Origin of the sequence: Saccharibacillus sp. CPCC 101409 (assembly GCF_030518235.1) — a bacterium.
Taxonomy (GTDB): Bacteria; Bacillota; Bacilli; order Paenibacillales; family Paenibacillaceae; genus Saccharibacillus.
The window spans coordinates 1-24,470 of sequence record NZ_JAULSA010000027.1; the positions used below are offsets into that span (position 1 = coordinate 1).

Genomic DNA, 24,470 nt, shown 5'->3' on the forward strand with positions numbered 1-24,470 from the left:
TTTAAAAGAAAGCACCATGTGCTCGTTTTGAAGCTTGGCGCTGGAATTTCAATTCGCTTTGCCCATAGGGGTCCGCGATTCTCATTCCGAACGTTGTCGATCCTTGATTACTCAAGAATCTTTATTTCTTACGACAACCGAAGCTATCGTAACTCCTCATTCACTATCCAGTTTTCAAAGAACAAACTTAGTTGAACGCCCTGACTTTCATCAGTTCGTTCTGTCCCCGCCGTTCACCCATTCGCTCGCAGCAGCAACTCTTATATGTTAGCATGTTCGTTTTCGTTTGGCAAGCCTTTTTTGAAATCTTTTTTTCGGCTTCTTTCGAAGCTTCCATCCGATCTCATCATCGCCCTGCTCCATTGTCCGAACCGCACCGGCTCTCTCTCGAGGCCGTTCCTAGAATATATCATGCTGACAGACAGAAAGCAAGCATTTATTTAGCCTTTTATCATTAATCTTTTTATCTTCTGTTTTATTTTCTTATCTTCTGTTTTATGGTCATTTTCTTTTCCCTCATACCCCCGAGCGAAGTGAAGATGGGTTGAGCGACCTTTGGCTTTTGTTTCCTCTCCGTTGAAGAATCATCTTCGAACAATAGAGGAAACAAAAACAACCGGAGCGAAACACAACTTCACGTAGCGTCACAGCTTCACGCAGCGTCTACAATACCTCCAATATAAACAACCTGCGCTCCTGAATCAGATTAACGATCTCTCCATTGATGGATACGATCGGCCGGGTAGGCTGATGAGCATCGGCGTATACGATCTCGCCCACTTTGCGATTGCTCAGCTTGACGCGCGTTCCGAGCGACAGCTGGGTCGTATGCTGAATCAGCGTACGGACGATTGCCGGATCGAGTTTGCCGAACGAATCCTGCTCCAGCTGCTCCAGAACGAGATACGGCGAAGTCGCGCCTTGATAGCGGCGGTCCAGCGTCATCGCATGGAAGATATCCGCAACAGCGACGATTTTCGAATAGACGTGCTGTTTCTCCCCGGTCAGTTTAAACGGATAGCCGCTGCCGTCGATCCGCTCGTGATGCTGCAAAGCCGCCAGCAGGACGCCTTCCTGCAAAGCGGTTGCATTTTTGAGGATCTGGTAGCCGTAAGTCGTATGGTTGTTCATTTCCGCTTTCTCGTCCGGCGCCAGCGGTTCGGGCTTATGCAGGATCTCCGGCGAGATCCGGACTTTGCCGATATCGTGCAGCAGTCCGGCCAGAGCGACCTGAATCCAGTTTTTCTGCGGAATATTCATCCAGCGGGCGAGCATATAAGAAGTCAGCGCGCACAGCACGGCGTGATGGTACACATAGTCGTGCTTGTCCGGCATTTTCGGCGTAAAACCCAGAATCCGGTACCCTTGAATCTGTTCGATCGTTTTCTCAAGCTGCGCCCGCCATTGGAAGATCGGAATCTCCATCGCCAGCACGGACGGAAATCCGTTTTTGATTAACGCCACCATCTGCTCGTATTCCTGCGCAAAGCTGCGTTCTTTAAAAGTCTTGCGCATCGATTCGATAGCCCGGGACTCGCTATTGGGGGCGTTTTCAGCGGATTCGGGAGTTCCCGGTTCGCTCGCCTGTCCTTCCTGGAGCTCGACGTGATCGATCAAAAACGCTCGCAGTACCTCCAGATCGCGCGGAAGCAGGACTCTGCCTTTTTGAAACAAAAGATTTCCTCTATCGGTATGCACATCGGCCGCAATCTTCCTGCCTGCCTGTAATTCGTTCACCGGTACACTGATCATGGCCCGCACCCTTTCTTGCGTATGGTCAGGTTTCTATGCCGGCATGGTCTCCATGCGGGTCTCGAAGCTGTACGGCCTTTCGACGGTACGCCTAACCTTTTACAACTTTTGCTTGGTTTCTACTCCTGATTATATGTCGTGATACCAAGAGCAACAATACCAAAAATATCCGAAATCTCAATGGAACCCACACTTTGTTTGCAAAGGGGCTTTTTACATAAAAAAAGGGAGATCCGCTTCGGACCTCCCTGCTTTCGGTTCCCGTTATTCCATGCTTTCCGGGTCGCTGCCCAGCATATCCAGCATCGCTTTGGCTTCCACGTCGGATACGACCGTACCCGCCTGCTCTTCGGACAGCTCGCCGTCGCCCAGCTCGTCGTCCACCGGTTCTTCGCTCTTGTCGATGCGGCAGACGGTCGCCACGGCGTCGTCGTCGCGGGTATGAATCAGCTTTACGCCCTGCGCATAACGGCCCATCGAGGAGATGCCGTCCATGCTTGTACGAATCAGCGTGCCGCTTGTCGTGATAATCATCAAGTCCTCTTCGGATTTGACGACTTTCAAGCTGGCGACCGGACCGTTCTTATCCGTGACGTTGATCGTTTTGATCCCTTTGCCGCCGCGGGTCTGAATCCGGTATTCGGCCACCGGCGTACGCTTGCCGTAACCTTTGCTCGTAACGATCAGCACTTCGCGGTCTGGTTTGACGACGTCCATGCCGATTACGGTATCTTCGCCTTCGAGCGAGATGCCTTTGACGCCTGTTGCGCCCCGGCCCATCGAACGTACATTGCCTTCCTTGAAACGGATCGACAGGCCCGATGCCGTGCCCATGATGATTTCCTGTTCGCCGTCGGTCCGTTTGACGCCGATCAGCGCATCGTCGTCGCGCAGCGTGATCGCGATCAGACCGCCTTTGCGGATATTGCTGTAATCGGTCAGCGGCGTCTTCTTCACGATCCCCCGGCAGGTCGCGAAGAACAGGAAGCGGTCTTCCTTGAACTCATGCACCGGAATAACCGCGTTGACCGACTCGCCCTGTTCGATCTGAATCAGGTTGATGATCGGTGTTCCGCGCGCGGTACGGCTGAGCTCCGGAATCTCGTACGCTTTGAGCCGGTAAACTTTGCCGCGGTCCGTAAAGAACAGCAGATGGTTGTGCGAGTTGGTCGCGAACAGATGCTCGACGAAATCCTCATCCTTCGTGCCCATTCCCATTACGCCGCGTCCGCCCCGTTTCTGGCTGCGGTACGTGGTCGCCGGAAGACGCTTGATATAGCCGGTATGCGAAATGGTGATGACCACTTCTTCCTGCGGAATCAGGTCTTCGTCCAGAATGCTGTCTTCGCCGACGGTAATCTCCGAACGGCGCTTGTCCGCGAAGCGTTCTTTGATCTCGTTCAGCTCGTCGCTGATAATTTGCAGCAGCAGGGCCTGGTCGGCCAGGATCGCTTTGTATTCGCTGATCTTGGCCAGCAGCTCGTTGTATTCCGCTTCGATCTTCTCGCGTTCCAGGCCGGTCAGGCGCTGCAAACGCATATCGAGAATCGCCTGCGTCTGCTCCTGGCTCAGCGCGAAGCGCTCGGTCAGCTGTTCGCGGGCCAGATCGGTCGTGCGCGAACCGCGGATAATCGCGATGACTTCGTCCAGGTGATCCAGCGCGATGCGCAGGCCGTCCAGGATATGGGCGCGCGCTTCCGCTTTGCGCAGATCGAATTCCGTCCGGCGGCGTACGACTTCTTTCTGGTGCTCCAGATAGTGGTACAGCACGTCGCGCAGATTCAGAATCTTCGGTTCGTTATTGACGATCGCCAGCATATTGACGCCGAACGTCGACTGCATCGCCGTATGGCGGTAGAGGTTGTTCAGCACAACGCTCGGATTCACGTCGCGGCGCAGCTCGATTACGATCCGCATCCCGTTGCGGTCGGATTCGTCGCGCAGGTCGGTAATGCCGTCGAGTCTTTTCTCGCGTACCAATTCGGCAATCTTCTCGACCAGGCGCGCTTTATTCACCTGGTAAGGGATCTCCGTCACGATAATGCGCGCTTTGTTGCCCAATTCTTCGATATCGGCTTTGGCGCGCATCGTGATCGAACCCCGGCCCGTCTGATACGCCTGGCGAATGCCGGAGCGGCCGATAATATAACCCGCCGTAGGGAAGTCCGGTCCCTGGATATAGTCCATCAGATCGAGCGGCGTCAGATCCGGATTCTCGATCAGCGCCTGCACGCCGTCGATGACTTCGCCCAGATTGTGCGGCGGAATATTCGTCGCCATCCCGACCGCGATCCCCGATACGCCGTTGACCAGCAGATTCGGGTAACGCGCCGGCAGCACGACCGGCTCGTGTTCTTCGCCGTCGTAGTTGTCCTGGAAATCGATCGTTTCCTTGTTGATATCGCGCAGCATTTCCATCGCGACTTTGGACAAACGCGCTTCCGTATACCGCATCGCCGCGGCGCCGTCGCCGTCGATGGAACCGAAGTTGCCGTGGCCGTTGACCAGCATATAGCGCATGGAGAAATCCTGCGCCATGCGGACCATCGTCTCGTAAACGGCGGAGTCGCCGTGCGGGTGGTACTTGCCGATAACTTCGCCGACGATTCTGGCCGATTTCTTGAACGGTTTATCCGGCGACATCCCGAGTTCCGACATTGCATAGAGAACCCGTCTGTGAACCGGCTTCAATCCGTCCCTGACATCCGGCAGCGCGCGGCTGACGATGATGCTCATTGCATAATCCATAAAGGATTCGCGCATCTCAACACCGATATCCCGGTCGTTGACCTGCGATCTTTGTTCTTCCGCCATGACTGCCTCCCTCTATCTGGATGCCGCTTCAAGCCGATTGCTTCCCGGTGCCGTTGTCGCATTCGTGAGCAAAACGGGGCTTGGAGCGGCATCGTCTTTGCCTGCATAACCGCTTGGAGTCCTGCTTTTGTATTTGAAAATAAAGCCTTGAAATCATTTTGCAAACGCCCGGAATATGCGGCTCCCACATCCTTATTATTATACCATTAATCCGAGCAAATGTGCGTATTTTATGCCGGAAAAGGAAGGCAAAAAAGATGTTTTTTCCGCATTCCTATGCGTTTTATACAAAAAAGGAGAGGCGCTCCCCCGCGGGCCGCCCCTCCTTCGTCCCTCTCCTTGAAACGGAGAAAAATCCGGTGTTAAATATCCAGGTTTTTGACGTACCGCGCATGTTCTTGGATAAAGTCGCGCCGCGGTTCGACGTTGTCGCCCATCAGCGTATCGAAGATGGTATCGGCCAGCATCGCGTCGTTGATCGAGACCTGGAGCATGGTGCGGGCGTCCGGATCCATCGTCGTTTCCCACAGCTGTCCCGGGTTCATCTCGCCCAGCCCTTTATATCGCTGTACGTTGACTTTGACGCCTTCGCCGAAACTCGCGATGATCTCGTCGCGTTCGGCTTCGCTGCCGGCATAGACGACCGTTTTGTTGCGCTCGACTTTGAACAACGGCGGCTGCGCGATATACACGTATCCGGCTTCGATGATCGGACGCATGTAGCGGTAGAAGAACGTCAGCAGCAGCGTGCGAATATGCGCGCCGTCGACGTCGGCGTCGGTCATGATCACGACTTTGTGGTAGCGGGCTTTCGAAATATCGAAGTCCTCGCCGATGCCCGTGCCGATCGCCGTGATGATGGCGCGAATTTCCGCGTTCGAGAGAATGCGGTCGAGGCGCGCTTTTTCGACGTTCAGGATCTTGCCGCGTAGCGGCAGGATCGCTTGGAAGTGCCGGTCGCGGCCCTGTTTGGCCGATCCGCCGGCGGAGTCGCCTTCGACGATGTACATTTCGCTGATCGACGCGTCTTTGGACGAGCAGTCCGCCAGCTTGCCCGGCAGGGCGCTGACTTCGAGCACGCTCTTGCGCCGCGTCAGTTCGCGGGCGCGCTTCGCCGCTTCGCGGGCTCTGGAAGCCTGCATCGCTTTATCGAGGATGCGCCGCGCCGCGGACGGATTCTCGTTCAGGAAATCGGTCAGCTTCTCGGAGAAAAGCGATTCGACGATTCCGCGCACTTCGCTGTTGCCCAGCTTGGTCTTGGTCTGGCCTTCGAACTGCGGTTCCGGAATCTTGACGGAAATAATCGCCGTCAGGCCTTCGCGCACGTCGTCGCCGGTCAGGTTGCCGTTGGCGTCCTTCACGACGCCGGCTTTGCGCGCGTAATCGTTGATGATCCGCGTCAATGCGCTCTTGAAGCCGGATTCGTGCGTGCCGCCTTCGTGCGTATGGATATTGTTCGCGAACGAATAAATATTTTCCGTGTAGCTGTCGTTGTACTGAAGCGCGATCTCGACCGCGATCATGTCGCGCTGTCCTTCGACGTAGATCGGCTGCTCCTGGATGACTTCCTTGTTCTGGTTCAGGAACTCGACGTATTCGCTGATCCCGCCTTCGTAGTGGAACGACGCATTGTCGCCGGTCCGTTCGTCGAGCAGGGAGATCATGATGCCTTTGTTCAGGAACGCCAGCTCGCGGATTCTCGTCAGCAGCGTTGTATAGTTATATACGGTCGTTTCCGTGAAGATCTCTTTGTCCGGCGTAAACGTAGTCGTTGTGCCCGTATCTTCTTCGTCCGTTTCGCCGATGACCCGCAGATCGTACTGCGGCGCGCCGCGGCGGTACTCCTGCTCGTGGATCTTGCCGTCGCGTCTGACTTTAACGACGACTTTCTCGGACAAAGCGTTGACGACCGATACGCCGACGCCGTGCAGGCCGCCCGAGACTTTGTATCCGCCGCCGCCGAATTTGCCGCCGGCGTGCAGGACGGTCATGACGACTTCCAGCGCGGGGCGCTTCAGCTTCGGGTGTTCGCCGACCGGGATGCCCCGGCCGTTGTCGATCACGGTTACGCTGTTGTCTTCGTGCACGATAACCTGAATATGATCACAGTGGCCGGCGAGCGCTTCGTCGATGCTGTTGTCCACGACTTCCCACACGAGATGGTGAAGGCCTCTTTCGCTCGTCGAACCGATATACATCCCCGGCCGCTTGCGTACCGCTTCAAGTCCTTCGAGGACCTGGATCTGACTGGCATCATACGATTGTTGATCCATTGACATGCTTCGTTCACCCACTCCTGTAGTTTCCAAAGATTTAGTATAAACCGCGAATTTGCGAGAAAAGAATACGAAACGCCCGCTCCCGGTATCGAGCCTGCGCTGAAACCGGGAAGGGCGGCGTAAATGAAAAGCCCGTTTAATCCTCAAAAAAATCTATGGTTCGCCGGCTCTTGTCCGGAAGCGAAACGGCTGCGTCCCGAAGGCGCGCGTACCGGTACGGTTCGTTTTAGAGTCCCGTGCTGAACGTTTTCGAGCGCTTTTTCAGCGTTGCCGACGAGATCGGCGAGTAATAGACGACCGACTTGGTGACCACGATCGATTTGGCTTCTTCTTCGCCGATCGACTCCACCTTTTTATTTTCCTTGGCGGCGCTGACGAACTGCTTGGAGATGCGCGAAGACTTTTCGATCGAAACGTCGAATATGGCGACAAGCTCCGAAGAACGGATAATTTTTTCCCCGCCCAAATGAATATACATAAGACTCGAAAGCCTCCTTCAACACGCTTGGCTACGATTCGACATGCCCCTGGCTGACCTGGTAAATGTGCGCGCCCTGCAGCTTCTCCGCATGGATCGTCTCGATCCCCGTCGCGGTAATAAACGTCTGCACCCGGCTCTGGAACGTTTCGATCAGCTGCGTCTGCCGGTACGGATCAAGCTCCGACAGCACGTCGTCGAGCAGCAGAATCGGGTACTCGCCGATCTCTTCGTGAATAAGTTCGATCTCGGCCAGTTTGAGTGAAAGCGCGGTCGTGCGCTGCTGGCCCTGCGAGCCGAAGCTGTGCACTTCCTTGTCGTTGATAAAAAAGCTCAGGTCGTCGCGATGGGGACCGGCGAGCGTCGTTCCCCGGCGGATTTCCTGTTCGCGCACTTGTGATAATTTTATCATAAATTGTTCCAATAAGACAGCTTCATCTTCTTCTTCGGCTTCCCCGAACGACGGCACGTAGCGCAGCGCCAGATCCTCCGTCCCGCCCGTTATCCCCTTGTGGATATCCTGCGCCCAGATCCGGAGCTTGCGGATAAACCGCTTGCGGCGGCGGACGATATTCGCCCCGTGTTCCGCCAGCTGCTCGTTCCAGATCTCCATCATCACCGGATCGGGCGTTTTGCCGTAGGACTGCTTGAGCATATTGTTGCGCTGCACCAGCACTTTCTGATACTGCTGCAGATGGAACAGATAGCTCGGCTGCACCTGACCGATCTCCATATCCAGGAACCGCCGCCGGATGCCGGGCGTTCCTTTGACGATCTCCAGGTCCTCGGGCGCGAACATTACGGCGTTCAGCGTGCCGATGAAGTCGCTCAGCTTGCGCTGCTCCAGCCCGTTGATTTTCGCTTTTTTGCCTTTGGGCGACAGCGTGAGCTCCAGATGGACGCTGCCGTATTTCTTCTCGACGCTGCAGCCGGCATACGCCGTATCCTGGCCGAACGCGATCAGTTCCCGGTCTTTGGCGGTACGGTGCGATTTGGTCAGCGCGAGCACGAACAGCGATTCCAGCATATTCGTTTTGCCCTGCGCGTTGCGGCCGATCATCAGGTTCACGCTGCCGAAGTTTTCCAGTTTCAACTCGTCGTAGTTGCGGTAATTCTTGAGTGCCATGTCTCTAACTTGCACGCGATTCCAAGCCTCCTGTGCGCCCGCCGCAAAATGGAAGACGAGGCCGCATTTGCCCGTTCGCAAAGCCGCCCCGTCTCTGTGATCTTTTGTCTGTCTGCCGATTATACATATTTTACGGTCGCTTTACGCTGACGGAGAGCTTTCAGCCTTCGCTGACGACTTTGAACGATCCTTCGCCGTCCACGTCGACCGTATCGCCCGGGTACAGCTTGCGCCCCCGGCGCTCTTCGCTTTCTCCGTTGACTTTGATCATGCCTTCGGCGATCAGCATCTTGGCGCTGCCTCCGGTGGAGATGCAGTTCGCCAGCTTCAGAAAAGTATCGAGCTTGATATATTCCGTACGGATGGATACTTCATTCATCATTTTGCCTTCCTTTCGTGCTTGTGTCAAAAAGAAATCAGTTCGTCGTGCGGTAAGGCAGGATGATGTACAAACTGCGGCTGTCGTCGGTCGGTTCGATAATGATCGGGCTCATGACGCCGGTGAAGCGGATCGTCAGCTGCTCGCTTTCGATGACTTTCAGCACATCGAGCATGTATTTGGAGTTGAACGAGAGGCGAAGCTGTTCGCCTTCGAATTCGCGCAGTTCGATCTCTTCTTTGACCCGTCCGAGTTCGGTGGAGCTGGACGAGATTTCGAGGCCGCCTTCTTCGAGCGTCTGCATGCGGACGATATTCGTTTTTTCTTCGCGCGACAGCAGGTAAGCGCGGTCGATCGACTCGCTCAGCTTTTTGGTGTCGAGCAGCAGGCGCGTTTTGTGGCTGGACGGAATGATCTTCGATGTGTCCGGATACAGCCCGTCCAGGATGCGCGAATAGAACAGCACGCGATCGACTTTGAACAGCACCTGGTTGTCGGCGACGACGATATCCACAAGGGTGTTCTGGTCGGGAATGATCTTGCTCAGTTCGTTCAGCGTTTTGCCGGAAATGACGATATTGTTGAACTCGACTTCTTCCGCGCCTTCGAGGCGGACGGTCCGCGTCGCCAGGCGGTGACGGTCGGTCGCGACGAATTTGAGCTGGCCTTCTTTGAGGCTCCACATAACGCCCGTCAGAATCGGGGTCGTCTCCTGCGTCGAAATGGAGAAGCCCGTTTGGCGGATCATATGCCGCAGCAGATCGCCGGGTACGGACAGTACGCGGTTTTCTTCGATGTTCGGCAGAACCGGGAATTCTTCCGGGTCCAGACCGACGAGCTGGATATCCGTTGCGCCCGCGCGGATAAACGTTTGAAACCCGCTGCCGACCTCCATTTCAATCTCCTGGGTCGGCAGCTTTTTGATAATTTCCACGAAAAATTTGGCCGGGAGCACGACGCTGCCGACTTTCTCCACGGTCACGACCGTTTTGTTGTCTTCTTCCGCCGGAATAAAAGCCTGGATCGAAATATCCGTATCGCTGGCCGTCAGGGTGACGCCGTGATAAGCTACGTCGAATTTAATCCCGCCGAGAATCGGAATCGTGGTTCGGCTGGAAATGGCTTTGGATACATGCTGGATGGCGTCGTTGAGATGCGGTTTGGAAATACTGATCTTCATTTCGTCACTCCTGTATAAAAGAATATATTCTTTAAGATCTTTATAGTAAAAGTAGTAGGGACCCTGCATATGTGGATAACCTGCGCAAACGCCCGGCAAACATAACAAAACGAAGCCTATCCACATGTGTATAAGTTGTGCATAGGCTTTTCGTTTATTCAGGAAGGATTTTTGATTTTCTCCGTCAGGCTGTGGACAACTTTCGTCAGTTCTTGATCCACTTTAAGCGAATGCGAGATTTTCTCGTGCGCATGGATGACCGTCGTATGGTCGCGCCCGCCGAACGCTTCGCCGATCTTGGGCAGCGAATAGTCCGTCAGCTCGCGGGACAGATACATCGCCACCTGCCGCGGAAAAGCGATCGCTTTCGTCCGCTTCCTCGCTTTGAAATCTTCCATTTTCAAATTATAGTATTCGCCGACCCGCTGCTGGATATCCTGAATCGTGATAATCCGCGGCCGGCTGGACGGAATAATATCCTTCAGCGCTTCCGCTGCCAGATGCGCGGTTACGTCCTGGTTCGTCAGCGACGAATACGCAACCACGCGGATCAACGCGCCTTCAAGCTCCCGAATATTCGTGTCGATCTGATTGGCGATGTACATCATGGCCTCGTTCGGCACGTCCAGGTTTTCCGCTTTGGCTTTTTTGCGCAGAATCGCGATCCGGGTCTCCAGATCCGGCGGCTGGATGTCGGTGATCAGCCCCCACTCGAATCTCGACCGCAGCCGTTCTTCCAGCGTCGGAATTTCCTTCGGCGGACGGTCGCTGGAGATGATGATCTGCTTGCTTTCCTCGTGCAGCGCGTTGAACGTATGGAAAAATTCTTCCTGCGTCGATTCTTTGCCCGCGATGAACTGAATATCGTCGATCAGCAGAATATCGATGTTCCGATATTTGTTGCGGAAGCTTTCGCCGCGGTTGTCGCGGATCGAGTTGATAAACTCGTTCGTGAACTTCTCCGACGAAATGTAAACGACGCGGCTGCTCGGATTATGCTGCAAAATGTAGTGCCCGATCGCGTGCATCAGGTGCGTTTTGCCGAGCCCTACCCCTCCGTACAGAAAAAGAGGGTTGTAGGCTTTTGCCGGCGCCTCGGCGACGGCGAGCGACGCCGCGTGGGCGAAACGGTTGCCCGAGCCGATGACGAACGTGTCGAACGTATACTTCGGGTTCAGCATATTGGCGTTCGCTTCGACGCTGACCTGGACGGGCGTGGGCGGCGGCGGCGATTGTTTTTGCAGCAGTTCTTCCTCGTGTCCCGGTTCTTCGATCACGAATTTGACCGTGACGGTGCGCCCGAGCACGTCAAAAGCCACCTGGGCGACAAGTTTGGTATATCGGCTTTCCAGCCACTCTACGGCAAATGTCGTCGGCGCGGAGACCGTCAGCGAGCCCTGCGTAAGCTGGATCGCCTGAGTCGCCTTGAACCAGGTGTCGAAGCTGGGTTTGCTCAGCTTGGTTTGAATAATCGATAAAATTTGCTGCCACAATTGTACAGTATGGCTGTCCACAAACTGTCACTCCTTTGAAATCCTGCATTGTGGCTTGAGCCGGAGCATCCGCCGAGAGTTTTCGGAAATAGCGGCGCGGCTTCAACTTTGGCTCGTCGTCCGGCATCAGTATCCGGCAGCCTCTTCGCCCGATCGTCGAACCGCTCAACGCGCAGCCGGAAACGGGATGGAAGAGGAGAACGAAAAAACGACGAGAATCGAAGACGGGCCTAAGGGAAAAGCCATGCGGAGTTTATCCCCATTGCCAAGAACGGTGGGGACAAAAAAAGAAGGATAAATTGAACTTGTTCACAACGTTATCCACAGACTGTTGATAATATAGAGGCGAAAACCGGATATTCACACCGAAAAGTAATCTAATCATAGCAAAAGAAGCTATTCATTTCAACGGTTCGCATGATTTTATCCACAAATCCAAGAACTTGTGCATAAGACATATCCACACCACTAGATATTGTTCATAACGTGTTCAGAAGCGAGCTGTGCATAAACCGGGTTCCGAAAAATATACACAAGCCAAAAGGCAATAACGTGGAAAACCCGATTACGCAAAAACGTGGTTTGAACCGGGAAGCCTTATGAAGAGCGGCCTGCCGAAGCTGTGGATAACCCGGAGGGTGAAAATGCGAAAAGAGCAGAAAGAAAACAGTCGGACATTTTGAATATCTGAAGAAAGGGAGAAAGCGAGGGCGGATAAAAACAGAGGACTGCGCGGGAGACAAAGGAAAAGAGGGACGGGCGCCGTTTTCGAAGAGGAAAAAGCGCGCGATGCGAAAAGGCGGAAAAGGAAGGAGCGGCGGAACATTTTACGGGCAGCAGAAGGCCGGACGTATCAAGCGAGGAGGAAGATTGCGGCGAACCCGATATCTCTGGAAAAGAGGAAGAGGTTCCGATCCGTGAACCCGCGATGAATTTTCCGTGTCGGTTTGCCGAACAAGCCGCGGGCAAATTTGCTTTTCCTTATATAGAGGCATTTCGGTTGCGGCTTCGCGCTTCAAAAAAGAGGGAGAGCGTCTGAAACTTCCCTTGACTTTACTGGAAACGCGTGATTAAATGATATAAGGCATGTTCTGCGAGAAGAAGAACGAATGTGTGTAATTATATTGGTTTAGCATTTTGCAAAACCTGTACTACCTGTAAAAGGAGGTGCAACAATAATGGGTCCTACTTTCAAACCAAACACCAGAAAGCGTAAAAAGGTGCACGGATTCCGGAAAAGAATGAGCACGAAAAACGGCCGCAAGGTGCTGGCTGCTCGTCGTCTCAAAGGCAGAAAAGTGCTGAGCGCGTAAGCTGCGGCACATGAGCGAAGACCACCTGGAGGTGGTCTTTTTTTCTTAAAACGTTCTTTTCTTCTTTTTTATAACAAAGGGGTCACGAAAAAGGTGCAGAAAAAGCTACGATTACGAAACCGCGCCGAGTTCACCCGCGTATACCGTCACGGCAAGTCTTTCGCGAACCGGCAGCTGGTGCTTTATTGGTTCCACAAGCGCGACGTCGAACAGTTTCGCATGGGCGTGTCGGTCAGCAAAAAAGTAGGCAACGCCGTCGTGCGGAACCGGATACGCCGTTTAATGAAGGAAATCGTCCGGCACCACGCGGAAGAAATCGTGGAGCACGTCGATCTGGTCTTCATCATCCGCAAGGGAGCGCTCGATCTGGAGTACAAAGAGCTGGAGAAAAGCGTGCTGCACGTGCTGCGCAAGTCCTCGCTGATCAAGCGCAGAGGCCGTTAAGCGGAGCATTCGCGCTCTTTTCGGCCCGCATCGCGGATCGCAGGCGTGCTAAAGCGCTTTTTTGCGTTTAATTGAATCGCCAGTTATGGTATGATTTTCACAGTTGCCATGCTGGTTCGAGAAGCGGCTTTCATCTTATGGGAGTACGGGAACATGAAGTTCAAGAGAGGGGTTATGAAGTGTCTCATTTGTTCAAACGCAGGGGGAAATGGCTGCTCGTTATCGGCGCCGTCCTGCTGATTGCCGTGCTTGCGGGCTGTACGCCTACGCATACGGCCCTGCATACGACGGAAGACCTGCGCAACAGCGGCAGCTTCTGGAAAAGTAACGTGGTTTACTGGTTCTCGCTGGCGCTCGATTCGTTTGCCAACTTTTTCGGGGGCGAGTACGGCTTTGCGGTCCTGCTGCTCGTGCTGATCGTCCGGACGCTCATTCTGCCGCTGACCATCAAGTCGGTCAAGAGTTCCAAAGCGATGCAGAAGATCCAGCCGGAAATGCAGAAGCTGAAAGAACAGTTCAAAGACGATCCGCAGCGCATGCAGCAGGAGCAGATGCGTCTGTTCCAGGAGAACAAGGTCAATCCGGCCGCCGGCTGTCTGCCGCTTATTATCCAGATGCCGATCTTTATCGCGCTGTACAATGCCATCATCTATAACAGCAACCTGGCCGAACACTCCTTCCTGTGGATGCAGCTCGGTCAACCGGATATTCCGCTGACGATCTTCGCGGCGGTAACGACATTCCTGCAAACGTGGCTGATGATGCGTCAGAACCCGGCGCAGCAGCAGGGCCCTATGCAGTTCATGCTGTTCGTTTACCCGGTGCTGATCTTCTTCATGGGTTATCAATTCCCGTCCGCCCTGCCGCTGTACTGGGCGATGAGTAACGTATATACGATCGTGCAGAACTACTTCCTGTACCGCAACAACGATCCGAAAGCGGCAGCCGCCGTTATCGCGCAGCAGTCTTCTTCCAAAGGATCGGCCAAGGGCAAGAACGCGCCGGCTGTAGGAAACGTGAATCTTTCCAAAGGCCCGAACGCGAACCGCAATAAGAAAAAGAAGAAGAAAAAGCGTTAATTCAACCATTCCGACAATCGGTCCTAAACGATAGCTAAACAACTAAAGCGGTTGGCGAAACAACGAAGCGTGAACATGAGGGGGCGCGGATTCGATGACGAGCAAAGTGACGGCTGTGGGCAAAACGGTGGACGAAGCGATCGAGCAGGGACTGGCGCAGCTTGGCGTAACCCGGGATCGTGTCGAGGTAAATGTGCTGGAGCATCCGTCCAGGGGCTTTCTGGGCCTGTTCGGCGGCCGCAAGGCCAGAGTCGAGCTGTCGCTGGTTCGGTCTGCGCGGCCGGAAGGCGATTCCGCGGCAGCGAAAACGCCGCCCCGGCCGGCCGCTTTGCCGCCGGTGCCCGGCGAGCTCGAATTCGAAGACGATTCTCCGCGCCGGGAACGTCCCAACGATGCCGTTCCGGCGCCGTCCTCTCCTTCGTCGATCGGCGAAGAGGAATATTCGCCGCGTCGCGAGCGTCCGAACGATGCCGTTCCCGCTCCGTCCGGTTTCTCCGGCGAGGAGGAAACGGACGAACCGGGCGTCCGTCCGGAGGAGCGCTACCGCGAAGCGGCCGACTTTATCCGGGACGTGGCTTCGGCCATGGGACTGGACGTCCAGATCGACGTCCGCAAGAACCGAGACGGAGGCATGCTCGATATTTCGGGTCCCGAGCTCGGCATGCTGATCGGACGCCGCGGCCAAACGCTGGACGCGCTGCAGCTGCTCGCAAGCGTCGTCGCGAACCGCAGTTCCGACAAGTTCGTCCGGCTGACGCTGGATGCGGAGAACTTCCGCCGCCGCCGCGCCAAAACGCTGGAAGAGCTGGCCGACCGGCTGGCCGAACGCGTGGTTCGCACGCGCAAAGAAGTCGTGCTGGAACCGATGCCTCCGCAGGAGCGCAAAGTGATCCACGCCCGGCTGCAGAATCATCCCAGAGTCGAGACGGGCAGCCGGGGCGAAGAACCGAACCGGCGCGTTACGATTACGCTCAAATAAGCCGATATGTTCCGGCAGGCGAGCGCCCTCTTTGCCCCAGCGGCGAAGAGGGCCTCTGCCGTTTGCGGACCGTCCGGAAAGCGCGGACGGCGTTTGATTTCCGGAACAGCGGGATCTTGGAAACGAATGTGAAAGAAACGGGCACCGCGAGGCGAAGCCTGCTTTTCCGGCAGCCGGATTTTACGGCGGCCGAAGAAGTCCCGCGGAGGCGGCCGTTTCTTCTTGTTATACAGCGTGTGCGCAAACGGGGCGCTCGGCCGTTCCCGGCGTGCGGGCCAAAGAGAAAGCGAGGAACTTCATGATGATAAGCGATACGATTGCGGCTATTTCCACGGCTGTCGGCGAAGGCGGCATTGCCGTGATTCGCGTCAGCGGACCGGAAGCGGTCGAAGAAGTCGGCCGGCTGTTTCGCAGCGCGGCGCCGCTAAGCGAAGCGGCTTCCCATACGGTGCATTACGGCTTTATCGTCGATCCGGAGACGAAAGAGAAAATGGAAGAGGTGCTCGTCACGCTGATGCGCGCGCCGAAGTCGTTTACGACCGAAGACGTGGTCGAGATCAGCGCCCACGGCGGCGTCGTATCGGTGCGGCGCATCATGGAGCTGCTGCTGAAGCAGCGTATCCGGCTGGCCGAGCCGGGCGAGTTTACCAAACGCGCTTTCCTGAACGGGCGAATCGACCTGTCCCAGGCCGAAGGCGTGATCGACCTGATCCGCTCGAAGTCGGATAAAGCTTTTTCCGTGGCGTTCAAGCAGGTGGAAGGCGATCTGTCCAAGCGCATCGCACAGCTGCGGCAGACCCTGATCGAGACGCTGGCGCATATCGAAGTGAATATCGATTATCCGGAGCACGACGTGGAATCGCTGACCTCGCTGTTTATTCAGGAAAAATGCGGCGCCGTGCTGGAGGAAGTCGAACGTTTGCTGCAAACGTCGAACCAGGGGAAAATCCTGCGCGAAGGCATCACGACGGCGATCGTCGGCCGCCCGAACGTCGGCAAGTCTTCGCTGCTGAACGCCCTGTCCGGCCAGAACCGGGCGATCGTGACCGATATTCCGGGCACCACGCGCGACGTGATCGAGGAGTTTATCACGATCAACAATATCCCGCTCAAGCTGCTCGACACGGCCGGAATCCGCGAGACGCTCGACATCGTTGAACGGATCGGCGTGGAGCGCTCGCGCACCGCGCTGAACGAAGCCGATCTGATCCTGCTTGTATTGAACAACGGCGACGAATTGGACGACGAAGAACTGCGCCTGATGGAGCAGATCCAGGGTAGACAATCGATCGTCATTATGAATAAAATGGACTTGCCGCCCAAGCTGGAGCAGGAAAAAGTCGGAGAGTTCTACAAAGAAGAACTCATTGTGCCGATGACCGTTAAAGAAGGCGAAGGCGTCGACCGGCTGGAAGCGGCGATTTCCTCGCTGTTCTTCGCCGGCAAGCTCGAAAGCGCCGATCTGACCTATGTGTCGAACGTGCGCCATATCGCGCTGCTGCACCAGACCCGGCGCTCGCTGCAAGACGCGATCGAAGCCGCCGCGATGCTCGTGCCGATCGATATGATCCAGATCGATGTCCGCCTGGCCTGGGAACAGCTCGGCGAGATCGTCGGCGACACCGCCCAGGATTCGCTGATCGACCAGATCTTCTCCCAGTTCTGCCTGGGCAAATAAGCCGTCGAGCCGAATGAAAGGCGAACGGATGCCAATAAGCGCTCCGCAATCGCCCTATATAGATGAAGGAATTTTTTTGAACGGGTATTGCCGACGCGTTCTTGGTGAAACGCGGCAGCCTTTTATCTCACGCACAGCGAGCATTGAGCGAAGGGGCGAAAGGATTCCGGAAAAGCGAAGCGTTCGCCTCTGCCCTTCGGGATGCATCCTAACCAGGAGTCCATTCAAGCATCCCGAAGGCAGGAAGCGATTGAAGGAACCTTTCGCGCCCGCAGCGGCTTTATGCGAGCGATCTTTTATACACAGGCGAAGCAAGTGAACGGGAAAGCGGAATATCCTGAAGAAGCGAAGCGCTCGCCTCTGCCCTTCGGAATGTCTCCTATCAGGAGTTCATTCAAACATTCCGAAGGCAGGAAGCGATCGTAAGGATATTCCGCGGCCGAGTTCACCCAAGCGAGCCCCTATAGGGAGGGAAACATTCAATGACATATACAGGCGGAGAATTCGACGTCATCGTCGTCGGAGCCGGCCATGCCGGCGTCGAATCGGCGCTGGCCGCGGCCCGGATGGGCTGTAAAACGCTGATGGTCACCATCAATCTCGACATGGTCGCGTTTATGCCGTGCAATCCGTCGATCGGCGGTCCGGCCAAAGGACATGTCGTGCGCGAGATCGACGCGCTCGGCGGCGAAATGGGCCGCAATATCGACAAGACGTTTATCCAGATGCGGATGCTGAATACCGGTAAAGGCCCGGCCGTGCACGCGCTGCGCGCACAGGCCGACAAGTTTTCTTATCAGCAGACGATGAAAGAAACGATGGAGAAAGAACCCAACCTGACGATGCGTCAGGGGATGGTCGAAGAACTGATCGTCGAAGACGGCAAATGCGTCGGCGTCGTCACCAAGACGGGAACGCGTTACATGGCGAAATCGGTCGTGCTGACGACCGGCACGTATCTGCGCGGCAAGATCATCATGGGCGAGCTGATGTACGAAAGCGGACCGAACAACCAGCAGCCGTCCGTGCGTTTGTCCGAGCATCTGCGCGAATTGGGCTTCAATCTGGTTCGTTTCAAGACGGGCACGCCGCCGCGCGTGCACAAAGACACGATCGATTTTTCGAAAACGGAAATCCAGCCGGGCGACGACAAGCCGAAGTTCTTTTCCTATGAAACGAAAGGCTCGGCCAACGAGCAGCTGCCCTGCTGGTTGACGTACACGTCGCCGGAAACGCATCAGATCATCAACGACAACCTGCACCGCGCCCCGATGTTCTCCGGTCTGATCGAAGGCACCGGCCCGCGCTACTGTCCGTCTATCGAGGACAAAGTTGTGCGCTTCAGCGACAAATCCAAGCACCAGATTTTCCTGGAGCCCGAAGGCAAGAACACGTCCGAGTACTATGTGCAGGGTCTGTCGACCAGCCTGCCGGAAGACGTGCAGTTGAGCATGCTGCGCACGATCGCCGGCATGGAGAAAGTCGAGATCATGCGCAACGGCTACGCGATCGAATACGACGCGATGGTGCCGACGCAGCTGTGGCCGACGCTCGAAACGAAGCGCCTGCCGGGGTTGTTCACCGCGGGACAGATCAATGGAACGTCCGGCTACGAAGAAGCGGCGGGGCAGGGCATTATGGCCGGCATCAACGCCGCGCGCAAAGCGCAGAACCGCGAAGCCGTCGTGCTCGACCGTTCGCAGGGTTACATCGGCGTGCTGATCGACGATCTGGTCACCAAAGGAACCAACGAGCCGTATCGTTTGCTGACTTCGCGCGCCGAATACCGGCTGCTGCTGCGCCACGACAATGCCGATCTGCGGTTGACGCCGGTCGGACACGATATCGGATTGATTTCCGAAGAACGCTACGTCGCTTTTGTCGATAAAAAGGCCAAAGTGGAAGCGGAAATCGAACGTCTGCGCAAAGCCAAAGTGCATCCCGACCAGGTCAATCCGATGCTGGAGAAGCTCGATTCGGCGACGATCAGCAACGGCTCGGATCTGCTGACCGTGCTGCGCCGTCCGGAAGTGTCGTACGCGGATATCGAAGATATTATTCCGACCGAAATCGAATTGGACGAGGAAATGAAGGAGCAGGTCGAGATTCAGGTGAAATACGCCGGTTATATCGAAAAACAGCTGGCGCATGTGGAACGTTTGAAAAAGATGGAACGGAAAAAACTGCCGGAAGATCTGGCGTATGAAGAAGTACGCGGACTGGCGATGGAAGCGAAGCAGAAGCTGGCCTCGATCCGGCCGCTGTCGATCGGACAGGCTTCGCGCATTTCGGGCGTAACGCCCGCCGATATTTCGATTCTGCTTGTCTACCTGGAACAGTACAATCGGGTAGCGGCGGCACGGGGGTAAGAATGGACGATATTCAACAGCGATTTACCGACCGGCTGAAAGAGCGGGGAATTGAACTGAACGAGCGGCAGCTCGAACAATTCGAAACCTATTACAAACTGCTGGTGGAATGGAACGAGAAAATGAACCTGACCGGAATTACCGAACGGGAACAGGTTTACGAGAAACATTTTTACGATTCGCTGACGCTGGCTTTTTTCGTGGATATGAAAAAGGTGAAAAGTCTTGCCGACATCGGTTCGGGCGCGGGTTTTCCGGGCGTGCCGCTCAAGATTGTTTTCCCGCATCTGAAGCTGAGCATCATCGACTCGCTGAACAAGCGGATCACGTTCCTCAAAGCGGTCTCCGAAGGACTCGGGCTCACAGGAGCCGAGTTCCTGCACGGACGCGCCGAGGACTGGGGGCATAAGCGCGGCTACCGCGACGCGTTCGATCTGGTCACGGCCCGCGCGGTGGCACGGCTGGCGGTGCTGAACGAGTTCTGTCTGCCGTTCGTCAAGCCGCAAGGCACGTTCGCGGCGATGAAAGGCACCGATCCGGCGGAAGAGATCGCCGAGTCCAAGAAAAGCCTGCGCGAGCTGCGCGGCGAGCTTGAGAGCGTGGAAGCGTTCCGGCTGCCGTTCGACGATTCGGAGCGCCATATTATCCGCATCGCCAAAACGGCGATTACGCCCTATAAGTATCCCCGCAATCCGGGGCTGCCGCTCAAAAGTCCTCTGGTTTAATTTCGCTGTTTCACGTGAAACACAACAGGGACCGGCGGTTTGTTTCTTTTCAAGAGCAGGATTCGGTGAGACAAGTCGCCGGCACGGCGCTGACGTTTTGCCGCTTTCGGAGTGTTTTTCAATATCGACGGACCGCCTTCGGGCGGCCGTTTTTTTGTGGAACGAAGTATGATCGCAGGGTCGAAGCAGGGATTTTCAGGATAGGATTCCCCCTGGAAAAGTGATAAACTGAAGTTGTCTGTCCGCGGTTTTTTTGGAACGTTTCGGATAGTGTATAGAGAAGAAAAAACGGCGGTTACAGCCGCCGAGTCGGAGAAGATACAGGCTGCATCGGGTATGGAACAAGGCGGAAAGGCGAAGCCGGCGCCGGCAGGGAACAGGAATTCCGTAAAGCGGGGGGAATGCGGCGGATACCTTCTGCCGCCGCTTATCGGAGTCCGGAAGCCGGGAGTCGAAATTTCTTGGGAAAAGCGGCGCCTGCCGCCTTCTTTCCCGGAACAGGTGGTCATGTTCGGAATGAAAGAGCAATTTTCCAAATTATTCGGGCTGACGGAGCGGGCGAATCCGGACGAGGTCAAGCAGATTCCGGTCGACGAAGTCATCAGCAGCCCCTACCAGCCGCGAACGATTTTCGACGAAGAGAAGATCGAGGAACTGTGCCAGACGATCCGCACGCACGGCGTGATCCAGCCGATCGTCGTCAGACTTCGCGGCGGCAAGTACGAGATCATCGCCGGCGAACGGCGCTGGCGCGCCGTCCGCAAACTGGGGCTGCTGTCGGTCCCGGCTATTGTGCGCGAGTTCAACGATTCGCAGACCGCGTCGATCGCGCTGATCGAGAATTTGCAGCGCGAAGGATTGACCGCGATCGAGGAAGCGGCCGCTTATGCCAAGCTGATCGAACTGCACAATCTGACGCAGGAAAGTCTGGCGCAGCGGCTGGGCAAAAGCCAGTCCACGATCGCCAACAAACTGCGGCTGCTTCAGCTTCCCGAAGAAATCAAGCAGGCGCTGATGGATCGCCGGATCACGGAACGCCACGCCCGCGCGCTGCTGTCGCTCGGAAGCGAAGAACTGCAGCTCAAAGTGCTGAAAGAAATCCTGGTCAAGGAGCTCAACGTGAAACAAACGGAAGCCCGGATCGCTTTTTACAAAGAAGCGGCCCAGGTCAAAAAGTCGAAGAGAGTCTCGTACACGAAAGACGTGCGGCTGGCGCTCAATACGATCCGCCAGTCCATCGACATGGTATCCGGCTCGGGCATGGACATTAAGACAACGGAAGCCGACCAGGGGGATCACTACGAGATTGTGATTCGGATTCCGAAGAAGTCCTGATTGTCGGGCCGCCTATCCGCAGAACGATCGAAGGTCCAACCAAATGCCAACCGAGGTGAATCCGATTGTCCAAAATTATCGCAATCGCCAACCAAAAAGGCGGCGTCGGCAAAACGACGACTTCCGTCAACCTAAGTGCCGGTCTGGCCAAGCTGGGTAAACGCGTGCTGCTGATCGATATCGATCCCCAGGGCAATACGACAAGCGGCGTCGGAATCAACAAAGCCGATGTGGAGAACTGCATTTACGACATTATCATCAACGAAGTGCATCCGCGGGACGCGATCGTATCGACGCATATCGAGAACCTCGACGTGATCCCCGCCACCATCCAGCTGGCCGGCGCGGAGATCGAGCTGGTGCCGGTGGTGTCGCGCGAGCTTCGTTTGAAAAAAACGATTCATCTGGTGAAAAAGGACTACGATTATATCCTGATCGACTGTCCGCCTTCGCTGGGCATTCTGACGATCAATTCGCTGACGGCGGCCGATTCGGTCATCATCCCGATTCAGTGCGAATACTACGCGCTCGAAGGACTCAGCCAGCTGCTCAACACGGTCCGGCTTGTGCAGAAACATCTCAACACGTCGCTGCAGATCGAAGGCGTGCTGCTGACGATGCTCGACGCGCGGACCAATCTCGGCATCCAGGTGATCGAGGAAGTCAAAAAGTATTTTCAGGATAAAGTGTACGGCACCATTATTCCCCGCAATGTCCGCCTGAGCGAAGCGCCTTCGCACGGCCAGACGATTATGACGTACGATCCGCGCTCCAAAGGGGCAGAGGTGTATATGGAGCTGGCAAAGGAAGTGGTTTCGTATGAATAAAAAGTTGGGCAAGGGTCTCGGCAAAGGGCTTGACGCCCTGATCCCGTCCCTGTCCGTCGGCGAGAACGACAAGGTCGTGGATATTCCGCTGAACCAGCTTCGCGCCAATCCGTACCAGCCGCGGCAGACGTTCGACGAAGAAGGGTTGCGCGAACTGGCGGAATCGATCCGGCAGCACGGCGTGATCCAGCCGATTATCGTCCGCAGCGTGCTCAAAGGCTACGAGATTATCGCGGGCGAGCGCCGCAGCCGGGCGTCGGAGCTTGCGGGCGAATCCACGATTCCGGCCGTCGTTCGCGATTTTACCGACCAGCAGGTGATGGAGATCGCCCTGATCGAGAATGTGCAGCGCGAGAACCTGAACGCGATGGAGATCGCGGTCGCCTATCAATCGTTGATGGACGAATTCAAGATTACGCAGGAAGAACTGTCGGGCAAAGTCGGCAAATCCCGTTCGCATATCGCGAATTTTCTCAGGCTGCTGACGCTGCCGGACGAGATCAAAGAATATGTTTCACGTGGAACGCTGTCGATGGGACACGCCAAAGCGATCGTCGGTCTGCGGCAGCCGGAACTGCAAATCCAGCTGGCCGAAAAAGCGATCCGTGAAGGCTGGAGCGTACGCGAGCTGGAAGAAGCGGCGCAGGAAGCGGGCAACCGGGCCAAAAATAAAACGAAAACCAAAGTCAAAAAGCGCGATCCGTATATCGAGAACGTCGAAGACTCGCTGCGCGAGCACTTCAAAACGACGGTCAAGATCAAATCGGGCGGCAAAGAAAAAGGCAAGATCGAGCTGAGCTACTATAACCAGCAGGATCTTCAGCGGCTGCTGGACCTGCTGCAATAGCCGCAAATACTTTTGCGGCCGCGACTTGAATGCCGAATCCGGCTTGTAAGGGACGAAGCGGCAAACCGCTTTATTGCTCACGGTGTCGGCACGAGCATTCGACCAAGCGATCTTTGGCTTGTAAAGACTGCAAAAAAAAGGAGGGGCTGCAAGTGAATCGACCGACCGATCAACCGGTGATCTATCTCGATCACGCGGCCACTTCCTGGCCGAAGCCGGCGGCGGTGCTGGAAGCCATGCAGCGCTCCATGCTGGAAGAAGCGGCCAATCCCGGCCGCGGCGGGCACCGTATGGCGATCGCCGCCGGACGGGTGCTGCTTCGCGCGCGTATGGCGCTCGGCGAACTGCTGGGCGTAAGCAACCCGAGCGATATCGCGTTTATGTCCAATACGACGGCGGCTTTAAACCAGGCCGTCAAAGGCCTGCTGCGTCCGGGCGATCATGTCGTCGCTACCATGACCGAGCACAATTCAGTGTGGCGGCCGCTTGAATACATGCGCCGGGAACACGGCGTATCGGTCGATTACGCCGCGGCGGACGAAAGCGGAGCCGTGGATCTGGGCGAGCTGGCTTCGCTCTGCCGTCCGGCGACCCGGCTGATCGTATGCAGCCACAGCTCTAATCTGCTCGGCAGTATTCTGCCGGTCGCAGAGATTGCCGATATCGCGCATCGGCACGGCGCCGTTATGCTGGTCGACGCCGCCCAGAGCGCGGGCGCGATGGATCTCGACGTCGGACGCCTGGGCATCGACCTGCTGGCTTTCCCGGGACACAAAGGCCTGCTCGGTCCCCAGGGAACGGGCGGATTGTATATTCATCCTTCGATCGACCTGGCGCCTCTGCTGCACGGCGGCACCGGCAGCCAGTCGGAAGAAGCGGATCAGCCTTCGGTGCGTCCGGACCGCTACGAAGCCGGTACGCCGAACACGGTCGGGATCGCCGGTCTGGAAGCCGGCGTCCGGCATGTGCTGAGCGAAGGCGCGGCGAATATCGGCCGGCGGGAATGGGAGCTGACCCAGATCGCGATGCAGGAACTCGCCGGAATCAAAGGGCTGCGGCTGCTGGGGCCGAGCCTTGGAAAGCCCAGAACCGGCATCGTTTCTTTTACAATCGAAGGCATGGATTCCGCCCGGATCGCATTTCGGCTGGACCGGGAATACGGCATTGCGGTGCGGGCCGGTTATCACTGCACGCCGCTGGCGCATCAAGCGGCCGGGACGGCGTCCAGCGGCGCGGTGCGCGGCAGCTTCGGTTTCGACTCGACGCCGGCGGAAGCGCACGCTTTGATACAAGCCGTGCGGGAGATTGCCGGCAGCCGCATGTAAACATTTCGGGAAGTTTGTAAAATCCGCTTCTTAACCGATTTTGATGAT

General features: G+C 56.2%; 19 protein-coding genes. 11 read left to right on the plus strand and 8 right to left on the minus strand.

Annotation, left to right across the window (positions count from 1 at the left end):
• Positions 1–663 precede the first annotated feature (663 nt).
• The 8 genes from QWJ34_RS25900 to dnaA all read right to left on the minus strand — a co-directional run bounded on the left by QWJ34_RS25900 (position 664) and on the right by dnaA (position 11,522).
• Complete coding sequence (locus QWJ34_RS25900) at positions 664–1,752, minus strand: HD-GYP domain-containing protein (protein WP_302731996.1); 1,089 nt, start codon at positions 1,750–1,752, stop codon at positions 664–666.
• Between the two features lie 264 nt (positions 1,753–2,016).
• The gene (gene gyrA / locus QWJ34_RS25905; RefSeq protein ID WP_302731997.1) at positions 2,017–4,566 is read right to left on the minus strand and encodes a DNA gyrase subunit A; all 2,550 of its coding nucleotides are present in this window, start codon (positions 4,564–4,566) and stop codon (positions 2,017–2,019) included.
• A gap of 362 nt (positions 4,567–4,928) precedes the next feature.
• A complete protein-coding gene (gyrB, locus tag QWJ34_RS25910) occupies positions 4,929–6,845 on the minus strand; it encodes a DNA topoisomerase (ATP-hydrolyzing) subunit B (RefSeq protein WP_302731998.1) in 1,917 nt (638 codons plus the stop codon).
• A 226-nt stretch (positions 6,846–7,071) separates the two neighbouring features.
• Positions 7,072–7,323, minus strand: a complete 252-nt coding sequence (gene remB / locus QWJ34_RS25915) for an extracellular matrix regulator RemB (protein ID WP_302731999.1) — start codon at positions 7,321–7,323, stop codon at positions 7,072–7,074.
• Between the two features lie 31 nt (positions 7,324–7,354).
• A complete protein-coding gene (gene recF, locus QWJ34_RS25920; protein WP_483314311.1) occupies positions 7,355–8,449 on the minus strand; it encodes a DNA replication/repair protein RecF in 1,095 nt (364 codons plus the stop codon).
• A 160-nt stretch (positions 8,450–8,609) separates the two neighbouring features.
• Positions 8,610–8,828, minus strand: coding sequence for a S4 domain-containing protein YaaA (yaaA, locus tag QWJ34_RS25925; protein ID WP_302732002.1), 219 nt, complete (start codon positions 8,826–8,828; stop codon positions 8,610–8,612).
• Between the two features lie 37 nt (positions 8,829–8,865).
• Positions 8,866–10,008, minus strand: a complete 1,143-nt coding sequence (gene dnaN, locus QWJ34_RS25930) for a DNA polymerase III subunit beta (RefSeq protein WP_302732003.1) — start codon at positions 10,006–10,008, stop codon at positions 8,866–8,868.
• Positions 10,009–10,166: 158 nt separating this feature from the next.
• Positions 10,167–11,522 carry a chromosomal replication initiator protein DnaA gene (gene dnaA / locus QWJ34_RS25935; protein WP_302732004.1) on the minus strand — a complete coding sequence of 452 codons (1,356 nt, stop codon included), beginning with the start codon at positions 11,520–11,522 and terminating at the stop codon, positions 10,167–10,169.
• Between the two features lie 1,157 nt (positions 11,523–12,679).
• On the opposite strand from dnaA, the gene rpmH reads away from it, so the two are divergent.
• From rpmH to QWJ34_RS25990, 11 genes are all read left to right on the plus strand, one after another.
• Positions 12,680–12,814 carry a 50S ribosomal protein L34 gene (gene rpmH, locus QWJ34_RS25940; protein ID WP_018976936.1) on the plus strand — a complete coding sequence of 45 codons (135 nt, stop codon included), beginning with the start codon at positions 12,680–12,682 and terminating at the stop codon, positions 12,812–12,814.
• 93 nt (positions 12,815–12,907) lie between these two features.
• Positions 12,908–13,258: a ribonuclease P protein component gene (gene rnpA / locus QWJ34_RS25945; RefSeq protein WP_302732007.1), complete on the plus strand. Its 351-nt coding sequence runs from the start codon at positions 12,908–12,910 to the stop codon at positions 13,256–13,258.
• A gap of 179 nt (positions 13,259–13,437) precedes the next feature.
• Positions 13,438–14,337, plus strand: a complete 900-nt coding sequence (locus QWJ34_RS25950; RefSeq protein WP_302732009.1) for a YidC/Oxa1 family membrane protein insertase — start codon at positions 13,438–13,440, stop codon at positions 14,335–14,337.
• 94 nt (positions 14,338–14,431) lie between these two features.
• Positions 14,432–15,316: an RNA-binding cell elongation regulator Jag/EloR gene (jag, locus tag QWJ34_RS25955; protein WP_302732010.1), complete on the plus strand. Its 885-nt coding sequence runs from the start codon at positions 14,432–14,434 to the stop codon at positions 15,314–15,316.
• A 301-nt stretch (positions 15,317–15,617) separates the two neighbouring features.
• Positions 15,618–16,994 carry a tRNA uridine-5-carboxymethylaminomethyl(34) synthesis GTPase MnmE gene (gene mnmE, locus QWJ34_RS25960; RefSeq protein WP_302732040.1) on the plus strand — a complete coding sequence of 459 codons (1,377 nt, stop codon included), beginning with the start codon at positions 15,618–15,620 and terminating at the stop codon, positions 16,992–16,994.
• Between the two features lie 482 nt (positions 16,995–17,476).
• Entirely contained in the window at positions 17,477–19,363 is a 1,887-nt protein-coding gene (mnmG, locus tag QWJ34_RS25965; protein WP_302732011.1) for a tRNA uridine-5-carboxymethylaminomethyl(34) synthesis enzyme MnmG, read from the plus strand.
• 2 nt (positions 19,364–19,365) lie between these two features.
• Positions 19,366–20,088, plus strand: a complete 723-nt coding sequence (rsmG, locus tag QWJ34_RS25970; protein ID WP_302732013.1) for a 16S rRNA (guanine(527)-N(7))-methyltransferase RsmG — start codon at positions 19,366–19,368, stop codon at positions 20,086–20,088.
• A 516-nt stretch (positions 20,089–20,604) separates the two neighbouring features.
• Entirely contained in the window at positions 20,605–21,423 is an 819-nt protein-coding gene (gene noc / locus QWJ34_RS25975; protein WP_302732015.1) for a nucleoid occlusion protein, read from the plus strand.
• 65 nt (positions 21,424–21,488) lie between these two features.
• Entirely contained in the window at positions 21,489–22,250 is a 762-nt protein-coding gene (locus QWJ34_RS25980) for a ParA family protein (protein WP_302732017.1), read from the plus strand.
• A gap of 4 nt (positions 22,251–22,254) precedes the next feature.
• On the plus strand, positions 22,255–23,097 hold the full coding sequence (locus QWJ34_RS25985) for a ParB/RepB/Spo0J family partition protein (protein WP_302732041.1): 843 nt from the start codon (positions 22,255–22,257) through the stop codon (positions 23,095–23,097).
• 152 nt (positions 23,098–23,249) lie between these two features.
• Positions 23,250–24,422 (plus strand): aminotransferase class V-fold PLP-dependent enzyme, encoded by a 1,173-nt coding sequence (locus QWJ34_RS25990; RefSeq protein ID WP_302732019.1) that lies wholly within the window; start codon positions 23,250–23,252, stop codon positions 24,420–24,422.
• The last annotated feature ends 48 nt before the right edge of the window (positions 24,423–24,470 follow it).

What these genes read in the sequence shown, in the direction of transcription:
- QWJ34_RS25900 (WP_302731996.1), bottom strand. Translation starts at nt 1,752, where the DNA reads ATGATCAGTGTACCGGTGAACGAATTACAGGCAGGCAGGAAGATTGCG.
- gyrA (WP_302731997.1), bottom strand. Translation starts at nt 4,566, where the DNA reads ATGGCGGAAGAACAAAGATCGCAGGTCAACGACCGGGATATCGGTGTT.
- gyrB (WP_302731998.1), bottom strand. Translation starts at nt 6,845, where the DNA reads ATGTCAATGGATCAACAATCGTATGATGCCAGTCAGATCCAGGTCCTC.
- remB (WP_302731999.1), bottom strand. Translation starts at nt 7,323, where the DNA reads ATGTATATTCATTTGGGCGGGGAAAAAATTATCCGTTCTTCGGAGCTT.
- recF (WP_483314311.1), bottom strand. Translation starts at nt 8,449, where the DNA reads ATGGCACTCAAGAATTACCGCAACTACGACGAGTTGAAACTGGAAAAC.
- yaaA (WP_302732002.1), bottom strand. Translation starts at nt 8,828, where the DNA reads ATGAATGAAGTATCCATCCGTACGGAATATATCAAGCTCGATACTTTT.
- dnaN (WP_302732003.1), bottom strand. Translation starts at nt 10,008, where the DNA reads ATGAAGATCAGTATTTCCAAACCGCATCTCAACGACGCCATCCAGCAT.
- rpmH (WP_018976936.1), top strand. Translation starts at nt 12,680, where the DNA reads ATGGGTCCTACTTTCAAACCAAACACCAGAAAGCGTAAAAAGGTGCAC.
- jag (WP_302732010.1), top strand. Translation starts at nt 14,432, where the DNA reads ATGACGAGCAAAGTGACGGCTGTGGGCAAAACGGTGGACGAAGCGATC.
- mnmE (WP_302732040.1), top strand. Translation starts at nt 15,618, where the DNA reads ATGATAAGCGATACGATTGCGGCTATTTCCACGGCTGTCGGCGAAGGC.
- mnmG (WP_302732011.1), top strand. Translation starts at nt 17,477, where the DNA reads ATGACATATACAGGCGGAGAATTCGACGTCATCGTCGTCGGAGCCGGC.
- rsmG (WP_302732013.1), top strand. Translation starts at nt 19,366, where the DNA reads ATGGACGATATTCAACAGCGATTTACCGACCGGCTGAAAGAGCGGGGA.
- noc (WP_302732015.1), top strand. Translation starts at nt 20,605, where the DNA reads ATGAAAGAGCAATTTTCCAAATTATTCGGGCTGACGGAGCGGGCGAAT.